Genomic DNA, 17,290 nt, shown 5'->3' with positions numbered 1-17,290 from the left:
AACAAAACAAATCAATATCGTCATTTGGGGCAGCGACTTCAGTCGCTCATTTTAGAAAAGCAGCCTGCTTGCATGATAAGTTAACTAATATAATTTGGGAGTGGCAATGTATAGTTTAAAGTATTAATGACAAGCTTTGGTGTACGAGGTGTACACCAAAGTTTGTAGGACAATTAAAATGCGGCTTCGATGGTACCGTGAAATGTTTTTTGTAAAAACATTTGGATAGGCTCAGATTGGTAGATTTCTACGAATTTTTTATAATCCGCATTATCTTTATCTTTTTCACGTGTCGCGATAACCATAACGGCAAGCGGTGCATCTTTTGGCTCAAGGTAAATCCCTTGTTTATTAGGATCTAAGCCCGCAGACATCACATAGTTCATTGTAATCGCAGCAGCATCAACATCATCAAGGCTTCTTGGTAATTGTGCAGCTTCAATTTCGATAAATTTTAGGTTTTTTGGATTTTCTACAATATCGCCAATGGTCGCTTTATAACCCACACCTTCTTTTAGTGTGATTAGTTTTGCATCCGCTAACAATAGTAATCCTCTACCACCATTAGTTGGGTCATTTGGAATAGCAATTTCAGCTCCCTCAGGTAGATCACTAAGTGCGCCATATTTATTTGAGTAAATTCCCATGCGCATTAAAATTGATTTACCGATAGAAACAAGGTTTGTATCGTTATTATTGTTGTAGTTCGTTAAAAATGGTTGATGTTGGTAGCTGTTGATATCAATGCTGCCATCGGCTAATGCTGAATCAGGCGTGATATAATCGGAAAATTCAACAAGCTCTACTTTTATGCCCTGCTCTGCAGCAACTCTTGCAACTTCTTCAACAACCTGTGCGTGTGGTCCAACAGTTGCTCCGACTTTTAACACTTTACTTTCTTCTTGGCCACAAGCAGTTAAGCCAACAACCAGTAAAGTACCAAGTATCCATTGGCTTACTTTTTTAATTTGTTTCATTACTTTCTCCATATTCAAGTCAAAACAGACGTTTGGACATCTAAACGTCCGAGACATCATATCTGTACTGATTCAATATGCAAAGTATTTTTTGTTTTTAATACCAATATCAATAATAAAATAAATGAAATAGTGTAGGAAAAGTGATAAACAAGAAGGTATTGCCCAAGCGATTAGACACTTGGGCTAAACAGCGTTATTTTTCAAACTGTTCTGTAAACGCAATAATTCGTTGTGCATTCATTCCGCGATCGCCTCGCCCAATACGCGATACACTGCGAATATCAACGCGACTGCCATTATCGATTTTAACTACTTGCACCACGACATCGTCGGCAAAATTAAAGAAACGGGTACGAGCTGTGCTTTCAAAATGGTAAAGGGTTGGATCGGTGCTCACCATTTCCCATCCCATTGATGATGCGATATTCAACGCTTTTTCATAGGCTTTATCGGGTGAAAGAGTTGTTATAATCGGTTTGATTGAAGGAAAAGCAGTCAGTTGCTGATCTGCAACTTCTTGCCCGCCATAAACTAATGAATTTTTTGCCCCTGGACGCGATTCATTGAGGAAAATAAATTCTGGCGGATTAGAGACATTGGTCGTGATATCGTGGATGGGAGGATAACGAACCGGTGTAACGAAAAAATTCATAATGGTCGTGCTGAGAATAACTAAACCGAGCACTAATGCAAACAGTGGTTTAATAACATGGCTTTCTTCATTGTTTTTTATAATGTTATAAAGAATTCCGAATATTGAAATAGCAACAACGCCCCAGCCAATGTAGTCGTTATATTGGCGACTTGCTGCAAATCCCACAATCGGTTCCCAAAATCCTAAGGATGAACCAAAAACCATAATAGCAGCTGCAGATATCGCTAATAATGCAATCGATAATATCGTGTCATTCAGTGTAGAGTTACTCATAGGGTCATTCATCCTTTATTTAGCCTTGAATATACTAATACCAATCGTAATAATTAGCTGATCTATTTTGCTGGTTAAAATAGTTTATTTCTTTGTTGAAAGTTTCGTTAAGGAAACAACCATTTACATCAACTTTCGCCTCAAACTAAACCATTTTTCCAGCGCAAAATTTAGATCACATATTTAATACAATTGGTATAATTTGGTAAATCGTATTGATACTTGTTAACAATAGCAAATTAAAGTTAACGCAAGGTTAATAACACATTAAAAACCAACCAACTCTCCATTTTTATAGCGTTGGTGAATGTTCAGCTCGCTACGATTTGGCGATCTTTCACTTTACGCTAAGTATAGACTTTATAATATGACCTATTCCTTTTTATTATTGGTACGCGTGACCTCTCCACAAAAACCACTCAAAGTGATAATGTGAAGAAATAGATGTAGGGTGTGCTGCGCGCACCAAAATATAAATGGATATACTATTAACGAATCAGTTTTAAGCCCGCCGGTAGCCCTTCACCGTATACTTTTTTAGTTTCGGCTTCATCTAGCTCTTTAACCGTTTCAATCATTTCAATCCAACTCTCTGGCGCTTTAATTTGCACTAATTTTTTCACAACCTTGGTACGCCATTGATCATCTATATCGCGGCTACGATCACCACACATACGCGTCATTAATACGGCTGCAAAAGCGGCTTGTCTGTTTTTCTTCCAATCGTGCTTTAATATCGTCGGCAACCAATGTTGAACCAATTCCTTATCAATCACATTATGCAAACTACCATTAAATGGAATACGTGATGCGATACGACCGACCGCCCACCAACTGGTGATAGTTTCCGATGCTTTTTCAAGTCGTTTTAAAAACCATTCACAAATTTGTATTTTTTGTTCACTCGGCAAATATTCGAGTGAGGCGGCTAATTTCACCATATCCTCATAGGCTTTTTGTTTAGCTTCTGCTTGTAATTTCCGACTCGTTAATGCAGCAGGATTTAAATACGGGCTAATATCGTCAAATAGCTGTAGTTGCTGTGCTTCATTCAATCCACCTGCAGCTCGACGCCAGAATGTCCACCAATCAATCCATACTTGGGTTTTTTGGTTAAATTGAATGCCCTGCTGATACAATGCCCAAACCTGTTCAATTCGCCATTCATCGATCGGATAACCAAACCCCGGACGTAATCCAAATCCCGCTAAATTAAACCATAAACGTTCGTGTACATCGGAACGACGACGATGATTTTCATCACTGAGTAATTTATCAAACATCGCACGTAACACTGGCACTTCCCAGGTATCGCGTTTACCAAGTAGTTTTTCAAGATCAATACGTAATGTTTTAACTGCCTTTGGATTAACTTGTTTTTTACTGTCGCCAAATACGTCGTCAATTTTTTCAATGGCTTGTTCAAAATTAGCAGGAAGCTCGGCTATTTCATGATTGTTTCGTTGTGATGAAAGTTGTTTACGTATTTGAAATTCAACTAACCAACGCTGATTGTTATCACCCACACATTCGATATTTAATGTGCCCACTTCGGTTAAGGTTGTTGCTAATGACACCGCAACGGAATCACTTTCAGTTTTGTCTAGCACGGCAACCAATGGCGGTAGTGAAATAAAATGTTGTTCATTTAACATTTGCTCATCAATCGTAATGATTTCGCCGGCTTGATAATCGTGATCGGCATTACTAGAGTACAAATGAAATTGAACTGGTTCTCCTAATCTTAAGGAGAACTTTTGTTGCACTAGGATAAGTTCATGCGCTTCTTCGGTTCCCTTCGGCATAATACAGATTGCTTGTTTATCGTCGCCCTGTTGGTCCAGTAACAGGAAAAATGTACGTGCAGAACCACCACCGATTTTAAGTTGTGCACCACGCAGCGCTTTTGCGTAGGCAACTGCGCCCTGTGCAACGGCTAAATTAGGGGTATTATTTTCAAGGCGCGTTACAGATTGCCCACGCCATTTCCCTAAAACAGACAGAGAGCGTTCACTTAATATCGTACTGTTAAACACTCCACCATTAAATAACACGGCATCTGGGACAGGATTAAGTATCGTGGGATCGTTTTCTAAGGCTGAGACACATGCACTGTGATGATCCGCAATAAATTCTGCGAGGTACTTACTAACAGCAGGATCCGACGCATAGGGAAGTCCAAATTCAACCACGCCACTGCGACGCGCTAATGGACGTTCATTAAAATCGATAATTGGAAAGAAGCCATCTAAGGCGATATCTCTAACTTCCTGTTGCGACAATTCACAACTTTTAGCACCACCAATCAATCTAGCGCCACTTCCTAACACGGTGACTTTGGCACTGTCTGGCGCATTTTCACTAAGCAGTAATTCTTTAGCAATACGCGTTTGTTGAATTAGTTGCGATAAGCTCGCAGCACTTAACTTCTTAGATGAACGGTCACCATTAATGTTTTTTTCTGCAATATGCGCTAATGCGAGATCAACATTATCTCCCCCTAGCATCAGGTGATTACCGACACCAACACGGGTTAATTCAAGTCGTTTATCCTTTGCCTGTGTGACTTTAATTAAACTAAGATCCGTTGTCCCACCGCCAATATCGCATACCATCAGCAATTTAATTTTACTTAATTGGGACTGAACATCATCCCCTTGACGCGCATACCAGTCATAACAAACCGCCTGCGGTTCTTCGAGTAAACGTATCTTTTTAAATCCTGCACGCTCAGCTGCTTCAGCTGTTAAGGCACGTGCACCTTCGTCAAAAGAAGCAGGAATAGTAATGACGACATCTTGATCTTCCATCAATGCATCGGGATGTTCAATATTCCAGGCATTTCGTACATGGAATAAATAACTGGCAGAAGCTAATACCGGCGATACTTTTTCTACGCCTTCCGCGCCAGACCAAGGTAAAATATCAGCGCTTCGATCAACTTGTTGATGAGAAAGCCAGCTTTTAGCGCTGACCACTTGACGGCCGTCAACCTTCGCCCCTAATTCACGTGCCCATTCACCAATAACCACCTGTGCCAATTCTCCTTCCAAACGAGGAGATGAATAACTTGGATCGCGATCCCACGGCAATAACAGATCGTCAGGATTAACCTCACCATTGGTTGGATGATAACGGAACGAAGGTAATTGTGGGCGTTTAGCAACTTCACCAGGGGCGACTAATTGCTCGATATCGAAAATTGCACAATTATCAGGTGTTAGTGGCTTGTTCATCTCAGCAAAAGCGACAACGGTATTGGTTGTACCGAGGTCGATACCAATTAAGTATTTAGGTGTTTTTGAAGTCATATTTTTACTTATTTTGATTGAAGGCAAGTAAGGTGATTAATGTACCCAAGTAATTTATCGTATTTGTTATTTTAGGATATAGCTAAATGTAAAACATGGTGCGCACGGCACACCCTACACGCAAATCATCACAGGAATTTCAGTCCCGCTAGTTGTTTTGGCGTCACCAAACTCACCACATATTTTGAGGCGTCGACTTCAGTCGACCTTTCATGCAAAACATGATGTTATTTTCCAATCTGAGCGACTAAAGTCGCTGCCCCAAGTAATTTATCGTATTTGTTATTTTAGGATATAGCTAAATGTAAAACATGATGCGCACGACACACCCTACACGAAAATCACGACAGGAATTTCAGTCTCGCTAGTTGTTTTGGCGTCACCAAACTCACCACCTATTTTGGGACGTCGACTTCAGTCGACCTTTCATGCAAAGCATGATGTTATTTTCCAATCTGAGCGACTAAAGTCGCTGCCCCAAGTAATTTATCGTATTTGTTATTTTAAGATATAGCTAAATGTAAAACATGGTGCGCACGACACACTCTATAAGCAAATCACGACAGGAATTTCAGTCCCGCTAGTTGTCTTGGCGTCACCAAACTCACCACCTATTTTGGGGCGTCGACTTCAGTCGACCTTTCATGCAAAACATAATGTTATTTTCCAATCTGAGCGACTAAAGTCGCTGCCCCTGTTATGATTGATTTAGGCCCCGAAACGTCAGTCGCGTACATCCAACTCAATCTGCCAACGCTCAGCTTGGCCATTTGCATCTTTACTGTTTACTGAAATGGCTTCAAGTTTTAAGGTTCCCACTTCAGTAACCGTTGCCATCAAGCGAACAGGCACTACTTCACCAGCGCGACGACCTTCAACGGGCAATGTTGCTTGTAATTCTGGCAGCTCTTCTAATTCGCCCTCTTGCCAATAATCAAGCTGTGTACCCGCTTCATCATGACGGCGAGTTGTTGAGCCAAAGAAACGGAAATTAACCGGTTCCCCAACCACTAAACCAAATTCAGCAGAACCAGCTTGCGTTTGAGAGCCTTCTTCCATGCCAAATGGCGCAATACATAATGCTTCCAACGGCGGCTCCATTCCAGGAATAGCAGGCATCGCACTTTCGATACCAACATAATAGGTTGTGGCTAAACCTCCACGAATACGAACGCCTTTGCCTTTTTTAACAAAGCCGTAATAACTCGCGCCACTTGCTACTGCAAGATCGAGATCCGAATCAGCTAAGAGCCGTGCTTTTTCTGCACCGGAATCAGTTAACCACTGATTTATAATTGAAAGTGTTCGTTCAGCTAACGCCGGGGCTTTTAATACACCACCGTTAAATAAGATCGCAGAGGGTTTAATAAACTCAGGTATATTTTGACCAAAATTGCCCGCCAAGGGATCCGCAGAAAAATGCTGCTCATCTGAAGAAGTATTACCCAACAAATCATCCGCCGCATCAACTTGACGGCTAAGAAATGCTGCAAGATGACGAGAAACAGCAGGGTCCTGTGCGTACGGCAAACCTTGTTGCGTTAATGCACCACGTCGCGCTGCACGAGGATGTTCATCAATAGCCACTTTTGGAAAGAAGCCTTCAACGAGGGTTTGACGAACTTCTTCACGAGTTAATTCTGTACGTAATGTATTTCCAAATAATTTAGATCCTCGGCTTGGAACAGTAATTGGAACACTGTGAACATCATTATCGAGCAATAATTTTTCCTTCGCATCGCGACACGCTTGAGTAATCGCTTGAATTTGCCAAGGTTGTAAATCTTTGCCCTGCTCTGCTAATTTTGCTTTAACCCGATAGGCCATGGCTAAATCCATATTATCACCACCGAGTAATATATGCTCACCAACCGCTACACGATTCAAGGTTAAATTACCGTCTTCTTCCGTAACCGCCACTAATGATAAATCCGTTGTACCACCGCCCACATCGACCACTAAAATGATATCACCGACATTGACTTGATCACGCCATGCTTCACCACAGGCATGGATCCAGTTGTAAACAGCAGCTTGGGGTTCTTCGAGCAAGGTTAATTTATTTATATTTAAACGTTTTGCAGCTTCGGCAGTTAATTCTCGTGCTGCAGGGTCAAAGGAAGCCGGAATCGTTATTGTGACGTCTTGCTCCGCAAGAGGTGATTCAGGAAATTGATGTTCCCATGCTTCACGCAAGTAATTAAGGTATTCAAAGGTAGCTGTCACGGGAGATATTTTTGTTACTTCTTCCGGACTACCCGCAGGTAAAAAAGCTGCATGGCGATCGATGCCGCTATGACATAACCAACTTTTTGCACTACTTACTAAACGAATCGGTGTTTTACTGCCTAGTTCTCGCGCAATACTACCGGCAATCACACTTGGATTCGTATTCCAAGGTAAGGCAATATCAGTTGTATTTAATTCCGATTCGTGTGGCATATAAATAAATGAAGGCAGTTGTGATTTTTCTTCTATTACGCCAGGCTGAGTTAACTGTGGAATCCCCATTGTGATTAATTCAGGTTGCACACTCGGATCCTCCGATACCTGACTAAGATCTAAATAAGAAAGCACACAGTGCGTTGTACCTAGATCAATACCAATGGAGTAACGTGCAGTGTTATTTACTGTTTCGTTCATAGTTCAACCTCTGCTGCTGCAACGATAGATGTATCATGCCCTTCCGCTAATTTAGGTAATTTAACGTCAGTCACTTTCCAGCCTTTATGCACTAACGTACCAGTAAAAGGCGCATTCCCAACAACGTTACCCGTTAGACGAACCTCTGACGCATTGAAACCTTCAGCTAAGGTGACTCGGCTTTCTTCTTCTTCGGTGCGAACAGATTCAAGCGTAAAATAGTTATTCAATGTTTTTTTGCTACCTTCGTGCACAACACGTGCTGCGGCACCAATATCTGCGTCTGAATATTCAGATAAATCTTCCTGAACAAAATCGATAAAACGTGCATCTTGCTGTAACAAAGAAAGTAACTGTAACGCCGCATCGGCAGTCGCTTCTTTTAACTGAACCGGTGCTTCTTTAACGGACGCTTCTTTTATTAATGTTTCAACAATTTCAGGTTGTTCTCCGGCCTCTTTTATCTCATCAATAATGGGATTCGCAGTCTCGTCATTGACGGGTGATTTCGATTTGGTGATATATAAGATGAAGAATAACACGGTTAATATCGCTAACCCTAAATGCAACATATCGATAGTCACTGGAAATTCATTTAAATTTATGTTCATTTTAATTCCTAATAATGATTCAAACATTTAATTACTGTTGGTTAAAAATTAACTGAAAAGCTACCTCAAACCGATTAATGCGCTTATTGTAGGGTGAAACGCATCAATAATAAAATCAAATCAATCCCTTGGCTGATAAGAAGTGATTTTTTATCTGATTAAAGGTCAATTTTTATCCTTCATGCTAAATTATTCTAATTCATTCTATTTTGTTATACTCCTCGGCTATTTTAGGCCTGTTCTAAGTATATGTTTTCCTTTAATATGCTCCGCTAGTCTATTTTATTAATATTAGGATTTTTATGAAACTTTACAAAAATTTATTCGTGGCTGCTTTACTTGCAGTAACAACCTTCATCACATTGCCTGTTTCTGCTAAAGAACAAGTAAAAGTAGGCATGTCAGGCCGTTATATTCCTTTCACTTTTTCTGAAAATGATGTGTTACAAGGTTTTGATGTTGATGTTTGGAACGAAATCGGTAAACGTGCTGATTTTGACGTTGAATTTGTAATCTCAAGTTTTTCTGGTTTATTTGGTATGTTAGAAGCGGGTCATATCGACACGATTTCAAACCAAATCACCATTACACCTGCACGTTTAGAGAAATACGCATTCTCTATTCCTTATGTTATCGATGGTGCACAACTAGTGGTTAAAAAAGATCGTAATGACATCCACACAGTTGAAGATTTAAAAGGTAAAAAAGTAGCGGTAAACCTAGGCAGTAATTTTGAACAAATTTTACGTAAACTAGATACAAATAATGACATCAACATCATTACTTACGAAACAGGATTTGTACACGATGTAATGCTAGGTCGTATCGATGCATTTCTAATGGACCGTACAGGATCTTCTGCATTAATCAAAAAATCGAACTTACCATTAAAACTAACTGGTGAGCCGATTGAAAAACTTGAGAATGCGTTACCGTTCCTTAAAACACCTTCACAAATCGCATTACGAGATAAAGTAAATGTAGCGCTAACAAGCATGAAAGAAGATGGCACATTAGCGAACATCTCTATCAAATGGTTAGGCTCTGACGTAACTAAATAATTAATATTGTTATCTCCTCAGGCAATGACATGCATTGCTTGAGGAATTTTTTAAATTAACAAGAGCAGTTTCTATGCAAGCATCACTCGATTTCGACTATATTTTAAACCTTTTCCCTATTTTATTTAAATATTTAGGCGTTACCATGGAAATGGCGCTGTTAGGGTTTTTCTTTGCATTAATTATTTCAGTTGTTATCGCTGTTATACGTGTATTTCAATTGCCAGTGTTACATCAATTAGCGGGATTATTTATCTCCTTTTTCCGTGGGACACCGCTACTTGTTCAACTATTTTTATTCTATTACGGCCTACCACAAATATTCCCCATTCTCGCAAGTTTCGACGCATTTACCGCAGCAGTCTGTGGTTTGTCACTACATTTTGCGGCTTACATGGCGGAAAGTATTCGTGCTGCTATTTTAGGTATTGATAAAAGCCAAATGGAAGCTTGTTATAGTGTCGGCATGACCCGCCTACAAGCAATGTATCGTATTATTCTGCCACAAGCATCACGTGTCGCGACCCCTTCTTTAATGAACTATTTTATCGATATGATTAAAAGTACTTCACTGGCGTTTACCTTTGGTGTGGCAGAAATCATGGCGAAAGCACAAATGGAAGCAGCATCTACCTTTAAGTTTTTTGAAAGCTTTTTAGCCGTTGCCGTTATTTACTGGGTGGTTGTTATCTTTTTTACCCGTATCCAAGCAATTTTAGAAAACCGTCTTAACAGGGCTTACTAATGATAAAAGTACAGAATTTAACAAAAACCTTTGGTGACCTAACTGTTTTAAAATCAATTTCCTTTGAACTTCAGCCCAGTGAAATTGTTGCCATTATTGGCCCTTCTGGTACAGGTAAATCAACACTATTACGTTGCTTAAATTACCTTGAAACACCAACATCAGGCACAATTCAAATTGGTAGTGTTGCGGTTGAAGCAGAAAAAGCAACGGGTAAAGAAATCACCAACTTACGTAAGCAAAGTAGTTTTGTTTTCCAAAACTATTCACTCTTTGCCAATAAAACCGCATTAGAAAATGTAACCGAAAGTTTAATCACCGTCTGGAAAGAACCTAAATTAGCCTCAATCAAAAAAGCTGACGATATCCTTGCTCAAGTTGGGCTAGCAGATAAAAGAGATCAATACCCTTCTCAACTTTCTGGCGGTCAACAGCAACGCGTAGGCATTGCCAGAGCAATGGCCTGCAAAGGTGAAGTTATCTTATTTGATGAACCAACATCGGCATTGGATCCGGAATGGGTTGATGAAGTACTCGCTGTAATTAAACAATTAGCTGAACAAAAACAAACCATGATAATTGTGACTCATGAAATGCAATTTGCACGTGAAGTTGCAGATCGCGTTATCTTTATGGAAGGTGGCAATATTGTTGAACAAGGTCCTCCTTCACAAATTTTTGAGAACCCACAAAATCAACGGACTAAAGAATTTGTTGCACGTTCAACTAAAGGATTCAATTAAATACCGGTTTATCGAGGTTATGGCTATAAAAGTGTAATTTATAGGCATCAACTTGGTGCCTATAAATGTGCTCTACACCACATTTATTTGACTAAATAGCCTTAAAATTTACGTGACCTTTTCGCCTGTGAATTGGATCACTGAAAGAAATTCAATAGCGCATTACTATTACCTTCGATGACAAATCATCACTATGCTGAGTGTTTGTTAGTAGTGGTGTTCTTTTTTCATTATTCCTTTAGCACGATTTCGTGACGCGACTTTTTAGTCGCGTTTTTTTTAACTAAAATTCCTTAATAATCAGGGCTTAATTGAGTTTACGTTCTCAACAATCACCCATATTAATTTTCAATTTATTACCTACCCATATCACTGTAAATAAACTTAAATAGCTAAAAACATGATTCAATAAACAATAAAAATCACCACCAAAGCAGGTATAACCTAGTAACCAATCAATTCAATAAATGACTTCGATTTACCAACCAAATAACAATAGCTTAAGTTTTAATTTTGATGTTTAAAATACCAATAGCTGTTAAAATTATTAGATATTAATTTGTTCACCGTTTAACCACACTTTTAGGAATTAAAATGAAAAGACTATCGGGATTAATCATCTTTATATGCTTCATGTTTGGCGTTATGTCTCTCCATGCCGCTGACTTAAAAACAACACAACAAAAAGCACAACAAGGCGATGCCCAAGCGCAAGCTGAGCTAGGTGAAATGTACTTAAATGCCCGTGGTGTCAAACGTGATGAAGAACAAGCAAGTGCATTATTTATAAAGTCAGCACAACAGGGAAACCCTGCCGGTCAGTTCTTTTTAGGGCATGTCTACGATACCGGTGCTGGCATTATGCAAAATGATGAATTGTCTTTTGAATGGTATAGCAAATCAGCGAACCAAGGCTACTTTGCTGCACAGCTTGAATTAGGTAAGTTATACTACCAACAACATGATTATGCTTTAAGTGAAGAGTGGTTAAAGAAAGCCGATGCACAAACAAAAAATAATGGCGCTCCAAAGGCATTACTAAAAAAACTAATCAGAGAGACGACCACCTTTAAAACAAAACTAGCAGAGGCTGAACAGGGAGATGTCGATGCACAGGATTTAGTGGGCACTTTATATAGTCTAGGACGTGGTGTTAAGCCTGATGACAAAAAAGCAATGGACTGGTTCCTAAAAGCAATCAAACAAGGAAATACCACTTCATTAAAAGGCTTACGCAGTATTGCACAGCATGATGTAGAAGCACAATTTATATTAGGCAAACTCTATACTGGTCAATCGGGTGTGCTCGAAGATAACAATATCGCAGTGATCTGGTTACTAGAAGCTATGCGTAATGGACACCCCGATGCGCCCTCTCAATTAATTAAATTATATGATGCCAATAAAATCCAAAATAAAGAAAGCCAACACACAATTGCTAATTTAAAAAAAGCAACGCAAGGTAACTCTGAAGCACAATTTATTGTCGGTGAATATTATTTAAATTATCAAATATACAATTTAAGTGAGAAATGGTTAGCTAAATCAGCGAAACAAGGTCACGTTCAAGCCGCTACATTATTAAAATCCGTGACAGAACAAATAAATGATTTTAAAAAAACCGAAGGGCTTGCCCTACAAGGTGATCCAATCGCCCAATCTCACCTAGCGGATTTATACGATCAAGGGATTGGCATCACTAAAAATGCAGCACTAGCGAAAGAATGGTATTTAAAAGCGGCAATGCAAGGTAACCCACATGCACAAACGAAGATAGGCTTGATGTATAACGAAATGCCGAGTACTAGTGGTCGTTATCAAGCTGCCTTATGGTTTAAAAAAGCAGCGACTCAAGGAGATATGTTAGCGCAACTGTACCTAGGTAAAATTTATCAAACTGGGAACCCTAAAGTTCCGCAAGATAAAAAACAAGCAACAGCACTTATTCAAGAAGCGGCAAGCCAAGGCCTGATAGAAGCTCAAAATTATTTAGGAAAACTGTATCTTCAGGGAAAATTAGTAAACCAGGATATCTCAAAGGCGGTCACTTGGTTTAAAAAAGCAGCTGAACAAAATGATCTCGAATCTCAATACTATTTAGGCTATTTATATCAAGAAGGTAACGGAGTAACTCAAGACTTTAAACAAGCTGCATATTGGTTCAATAAAGGCGCTGAGCAAGGAAATGATAAGTCACAATATCTATTAGCGCTGTTATATCAAAAAGGAAACGGTGTTAATCAAGATCATAAACATGCTGCTGAATTATTCGCCCAAGCGGCCGAACAAGGCAATTTCCGTGCACAGTTTAGTCTAGCGGCACAATATGAAAAAGGTGAAGGTGTTGAACAGGATAATCAGAAAGCTATATTCTGGTACAAAAAATCGATTGCATATGGTAATTCTGGCGCTGTTGTTTCAATACAAAAGATAGCTGAACAAGGTGATGTCTATGCGCAATCTCAATTGGGTTATATTTATGCAAAGGGTCAAGGTATTCGTACCGATCTTCAGCAAGCAATCAAATGGTATAACAAAGCAGCAGAGCAAGGTGATGCTAATGCACAATACGGACTAGGCGAGCTTTATTATCAAGATAAAAGGCATATTGATAATTACCCTGAGGCAGCTATCTGGTTTAAAAAAGCAGCAGTACAAGGACTTTCAGATGCACAATATGCTTTAGGTTTACTTTATCAAAATGGCCATGGTGTCACGCGAAATATTGATCAAGCAATCAACTGGTATCTCAAGGCAGCAAAACAAAACCATTCAGCCGCTCAACAAGCCCTCGGTAATTTATACATGGAAGGCGATCAAACTGAGCAGGATTTTGAAAAGGCTTATGTGTGGTTGGGTGCTGCAATGAATGGCATCTACGAGGTAGAAAATGATAAAAGTGATCAAGGTAATCGACTACGCGATATTAAAAGCTCAATTTATACAATTCGTAAACAGATGACCGATAAACAAATAAAACATGCCGATAAACAGTTGAACTCATGTATTAAGTCGGATTTTCAATCCTGTGAATAATACCAACTCCGTTAACTAAATGTTTTATTTAAACGTAAGAGCAATGGTTTAATTCGAGGCAACTATTGTCTTTGCAAAACGTTGAACAAAAAAACCGTTTTTATTAACGGTTTTTTTATGCCTAATTTAGATCAAAAGCCGCTAAAGATTTACTTAAATGGTATAAATAAATTGGAATGAATGAGAATTTTACTAGAAATTGAAAGTGAGAGTATGTAAAAAAATACTGAATATTTATCTAGAGGTATTAAAGATGGTGGGCGATACTGGGCTTGAACCAGTGACCCCCGCCTTGTAAGGGCGGTGCTCTCCCAACTGAGCTAATCGCCCATCTTTAATTGTCGCTTCGAGCATTGCTCTCCACAGAATAGACACTAATCGCCTATCTTTAATTTTTGAAATTTTAAATTGTAGCTTCGAGCAATGCTCTCCACTTAATAGACACTAACTGCCTATCTTTAAATCTCTTAGCTTTACTTCCTAACGAAGTTAAAGATGGTGGGCGATACTGGGCTTGAACCAGTGACCCCCGCCTTGTAAGGGCGGTGCTCTCCCAACTGAGCTAATCGCCCATCTTTAATTTTTAAAATCTTAAATTGTAGCTTCGAGCAATGCTCTCCACATAATAGACACTAATCGCCTATCTTTAATTTTTGAAATTTTAAATTGTAGCTTCGAGCAATGCTCTCCACATAATAGACACTAACCGCCTATCTTTAAATCTTTTAGTTTTACTTCCTAACGAAGTTAAAGATGGTGGGCGATACTGGGCTTGAACCAGTGACCCCCGCCTTGTAAGGGCGGTGCTCTCCCAACTGAGCTAATCGCCCATCTTTAATTTTTAAAATCTTAAATCGTAGCTTCGAGCAATGCTCTCCACATAATAGACACTAACCACCTATCTTTAAATCTTTTAGTTTTACTTCCTAACGAAGTTAAAGATGGTGGGCGATACTGGGCTTGAACCAGTGACCCCCGCCTTGTAAGGGCGGTGCTCTCCCAACTGAGCTAATCGCCCATCTTTAATTTTTAAAATCTTAAATTGTAGCTTCGAGCAATGCTCTCCACATAATAGACACTAATCGCCTATCTTTAAATCTTTTAGTTTTACTTCCTAACGAAGTTAAAGATGGTGGGCGATACTGGGCTTGAACCAGTGACCCCCGCCTTGTAAGGGCGGTGCTCTCCCAACTGAGCTAATCGCCCATCTTTAATTTTTAAAATCTAAATTTTAGCTTCGAGCAATGCTCTCCACATAGCAGACACTAATCGTCCATCTTTAGTTTTTAAATTTTAAATTGTCACTTCGAGTTAAACTCTCCGCATAACAAACAATTCAATAAGCTGCGTTGTTTGTGTGGCGTGTATTATAGGGATCGCCTTTTTTCAGTCAAGGCTTTTTGTAATAAAAATTGAGTTTTATGTTCGATAGCTCAAAGGGCAACCAATCTTTGCTAAATTCTTAGCCACTTCAGAGATATACAAGCAATTAATCGCTATAAAAATAAAATAGTTAATGTAATTACAATGGTATCCGTTAAAATATGCGCATTATTTCCGAGTCTATTCATAAAGGATATTTATCAATGACAGTTAAAACGCGTTTTGCCCCAAGTCCAACTGGCTTCTTACATGTAGGTGGTGCTCGTACTGCACTTTATTCTTGGTTACATGCGAAGAATAAAGGTGGTGAATTTGTATTACGTATTGAAGATACAGATTTAGAACGTTCGACGCAGGAAGCTGTTGACGCCATCCTAGAAGGAATGACCTGGATGGGTTTAGCTTGGGACGAAGGTCCTTACTACCAAACGAAACGCTTCGATCGTTATAAAGAAATCATTGCACAAATGCTAGCCGAAGGCACTGCTTACAAATGTTACTGTTCTAAAGAACGTGTTAATGAATTACGCGAAGCACAGGAAAAAGCAGGTGAAGCAGCACGCTACGACGGTAAATGTCGTGATTTAGCACCGCGCGATACCGATGAGCCTTATGTTATTCGCTTTAAAAATCCAAAAGAAGGAAATGTAGAATTTGATGACCATGTACGTGGCCACATTACATTTTCTAATCATGAACTTGATGATTTAATTATTCAACGTACTGACGGTACACCAACTTACAACTTTTGTGTTGTCGTTGATGATTGGGATATGGGTATTACGGATGTTGTTCGAGGTGAAGATCATATCAATAATACACCGCGTCAAATTAATATTTTAAAAGCATTAAACGCCCCTATTCCTGAGTATGCACATGTCGCAATGATTCTAGGTGATGATGGTGCAAAACTATCTAAACGTCATGGTGCAGTGTCTGTAATGCAGTTCCGTGATGAAGGTTACCTCCCCGAGGCCCTTAAAAACTATTTAGTACGTTTAGGTTGGTCACATGGCGACCAAGAAATCTTTTCTGAACAAGAAATGATCGAAATGTTTTCTTTAGATGCAATCAATAAAGCACCATCTGCATTTAATACTGAAAAACTTGTTTGGTTAAACCAACACTATATTAAAACACTTGATCCTGAGTACGTTGCTGAGCATTTAGTTTGGCATATGAACAATCAAAATATCGATACTACAAATGGTCCAGCCCTATCTGACGTGATCACAGCACTTGCTGAACGTGCAAAGACACTTGTCGACTTGGCAGCATCCAGTCGTTATTTCTACGAAGAGTATGAAGAATTTGATCCGACAGCAGCGAAAAAACACCTTCGTCCCGTTGCGAAAGAAGCATTAGTGTTAGTACAACAAAAACTGACTGAAACAGATGATTGGTCAGATGAATCGCTACATCAAGTTATTCAAGATACAGCAGATCAATTAGAAGTAGGTATGGGTAAAGTTGGTATGCCACTGCGCGTTGCAATTACCGGTGCAAGCCAATCCCCTTCTCTGGATATTACATTACGTTTAATTGGTAAAGAACGTGCAATTCCTCGTATTAGTCGTGCACTTGAATTTATTGCAGCACGTGAAGCTGCACAATAAATTTTCAATTTTAATGAAATTTTCTTAATTCATTGAATTGACAAATAAAAACAAGGCGCTTATTATGCGCCTTGTTCGTTTATAAACGAATCGGCCGCAAGCGACCGAGTTTTAAGATAGTCCAAAGCTTTATCGCTAACGATAAAGCTAACAAAGCCTTGAAAACCTAATGCTAGATACTCTCGACTAGGCTTCGCCTAGTCAACACTATCCAGCACGGGGGCAAGCCCCCG

General features: G+C 39.4%; 10 protein-coding genes and 5 tRNA genes. 5 read left to right on the top strand and 10 right to left on the bottom strand.

The window, feature by feature from the left end:
- Positions 1-173: 173 nt before the first annotated feature.
- From ACR30L_RS08210 to ACR30L_RS08190, 5 genes are all read right to left on the bottom strand, one after another.
- Positions 174-977 (bottom strand): MetQ/NlpA family ABC transporter substrate-binding protein, encoded by an 804-nt coding sequence (locus ACR30L_RS08210; protein ID WP_435237528.1) that lies wholly within the window; start codon positions 975-977, stop codon positions 174-176.
- A gap of 196 nt (positions 978-1,173) precedes the next feature.
- The gene (locus ACR30L_RS08205) at positions 1,174-1,908 is read right to left on the bottom strand and encodes a DUF1499 domain-containing protein (RefSeq protein ID WP_435237527.1); all 735 of its coding nucleotides are present in this window, start codon (positions 1,906-1,908) and stop codon (positions 1,174-1,176) included.
- A gap of 488 nt (positions 1,909-2,396) precedes the next feature.
- On the bottom strand, positions 2,397-5,219 hold the full coding sequence (locus ACR30L_RS08200) for an Hsp70 family protein (RefSeq protein WP_435237526.1): 2,823 nt from the start codon (positions 5,217-5,219) through the stop codon (positions 2,397-2,399).
- A gap of 723 nt (positions 5,220-5,942) precedes the next feature.
- A complete protein-coding gene (locus tag ACR30L_RS08195; protein WP_435237525.1) occupies positions 5,943-7,862 on the bottom strand; it encodes an Hsp70 family protein in 1,920 nt (639 codons plus the stop codon).
- Positions 7,859-8,473 carry a DUF2760 domain-containing protein gene (locus ACR30L_RS08190; protein ID WP_435237524.1) on the bottom strand — a complete coding sequence of 205 codons (615 nt, stop codon included), beginning with the start codon at positions 8,471-8,473 and terminating at the stop codon, positions 7,859-7,861. The genes ACR30L_RS08195 and ACR30L_RS08190 overlap by 4 nt, the downstream gene beginning before the upstream one ends.
- Positions 8,474-8,775: 302 nt before the next feature.
- Here ACR30L_RS08190 and ACR30L_RS08185 point away from each other — a divergent pair, with 302 nt between their 5' ends.
- From ACR30L_RS08185 to ACR30L_RS08170, 4 genes are all read left to right on the top strand, one after another.
- A complete protein-coding gene (locus ACR30L_RS08185) occupies positions 8,776-9,534 on the top strand; it encodes an amino acid ABC transporter substrate-binding protein (protein ID WP_435237523.1) in 759 nt (252 codons plus the stop codon).
- A gap of 73 nt (positions 9,535-9,607) precedes the next feature.
- Entirely contained in the window at positions 9,608-10,279 is a 672-nt protein-coding gene (locus ACR30L_RS08180) for an amino acid ABC transporter permease (RefSeq protein WP_435237522.1), read from the top strand.
- The gene (locus ACR30L_RS08175) at positions 10,279-11,022 is read left to right on the top strand and encodes an amino acid ABC transporter ATP-binding protein (RefSeq protein ID WP_435237521.1); all 744 of its coding nucleotides are present in this window, start codon (positions 10,279-10,281) and stop codon (positions 11,020-11,022) included. Before ACR30L_RS08180 ends, ACR30L_RS08175 begins: the two co-directional genes overlap by 1 nt.
- Before the next feature lie 594 nt (positions 11,023-11,616).
- Positions 11,617-14,058, top strand: coding sequence for an SEL1-like repeat protein (locus tag ACR30L_RS08170; RefSeq protein ID WP_435237520.1), 2,442 nt, complete (start codon positions 11,617-11,619; stop codon positions 14,056-14,058).
- A 254-nt stretch (positions 14,059-14,312) separates the two neighbouring features.
- Here the strand turns inward: ACR30L_RS08170 and ACR30L_RS08165 are convergent.
- From ACR30L_RS08165 to ACR30L_RS08145, 5 genes are all read right to left on the bottom strand, one after another.
- Positions 14,313-14,388, bottom strand: a tRNA-Val gene (locus ACR30L_RS08165).
- A gap of 166 nt (positions 14,389-14,554) precedes the next feature.
- A tRNA-Val gene (locus ACR30L_RS08160) sits at positions 14,555-14,630 on the bottom strand.
- A gap of 182 nt (positions 14,631-14,812) precedes the next feature.
- Positions 14,813-14,888, bottom strand: a tRNA-Val gene (locus tag ACR30L_RS08155).
- 112 nt (positions 14,889-15,000) lie between these two features.
- Positions 15,001-15,076: transfer RNA gene (locus tag ACR30L_RS08150), tRNA-Val, on the bottom strand.
- A 112-nt stretch (positions 15,077-15,188) separates the two neighbouring features.
- Positions 15,189-15,264: transfer RNA gene (locus ACR30L_RS08145), tRNA-Val, on the bottom strand.
- 380 nt (positions 15,265-15,644) lie between these two features.
- Between ACR30L_RS08145 and gltX the strand changes: the two genes are divergently transcribed.
- Complete coding sequence (gene gltX / locus ACR30L_RS08140; RefSeq protein WP_435237519.1) at positions 15,645-17,057, top strand: glutamate--tRNA ligase; 1,413 nt, start codon at positions 15,645-15,647, stop codon at positions 17,055-17,057.
- Positions 17,058-17,290 lie beyond the last annotated feature (233 nt).

This window comes from Psychromonas saccharinae, assembly GCF_051201515.1.
GTDB lineage: Bacteria > Pseudomonadota > Gammaproteobacteria > Enterobacterales > Psychromonadaceae > Psychromonas.
Note: the sequence above shows the minus strand (reverse complement) of the source record. Positions and strands in the feature narration are given on the sequence as shown.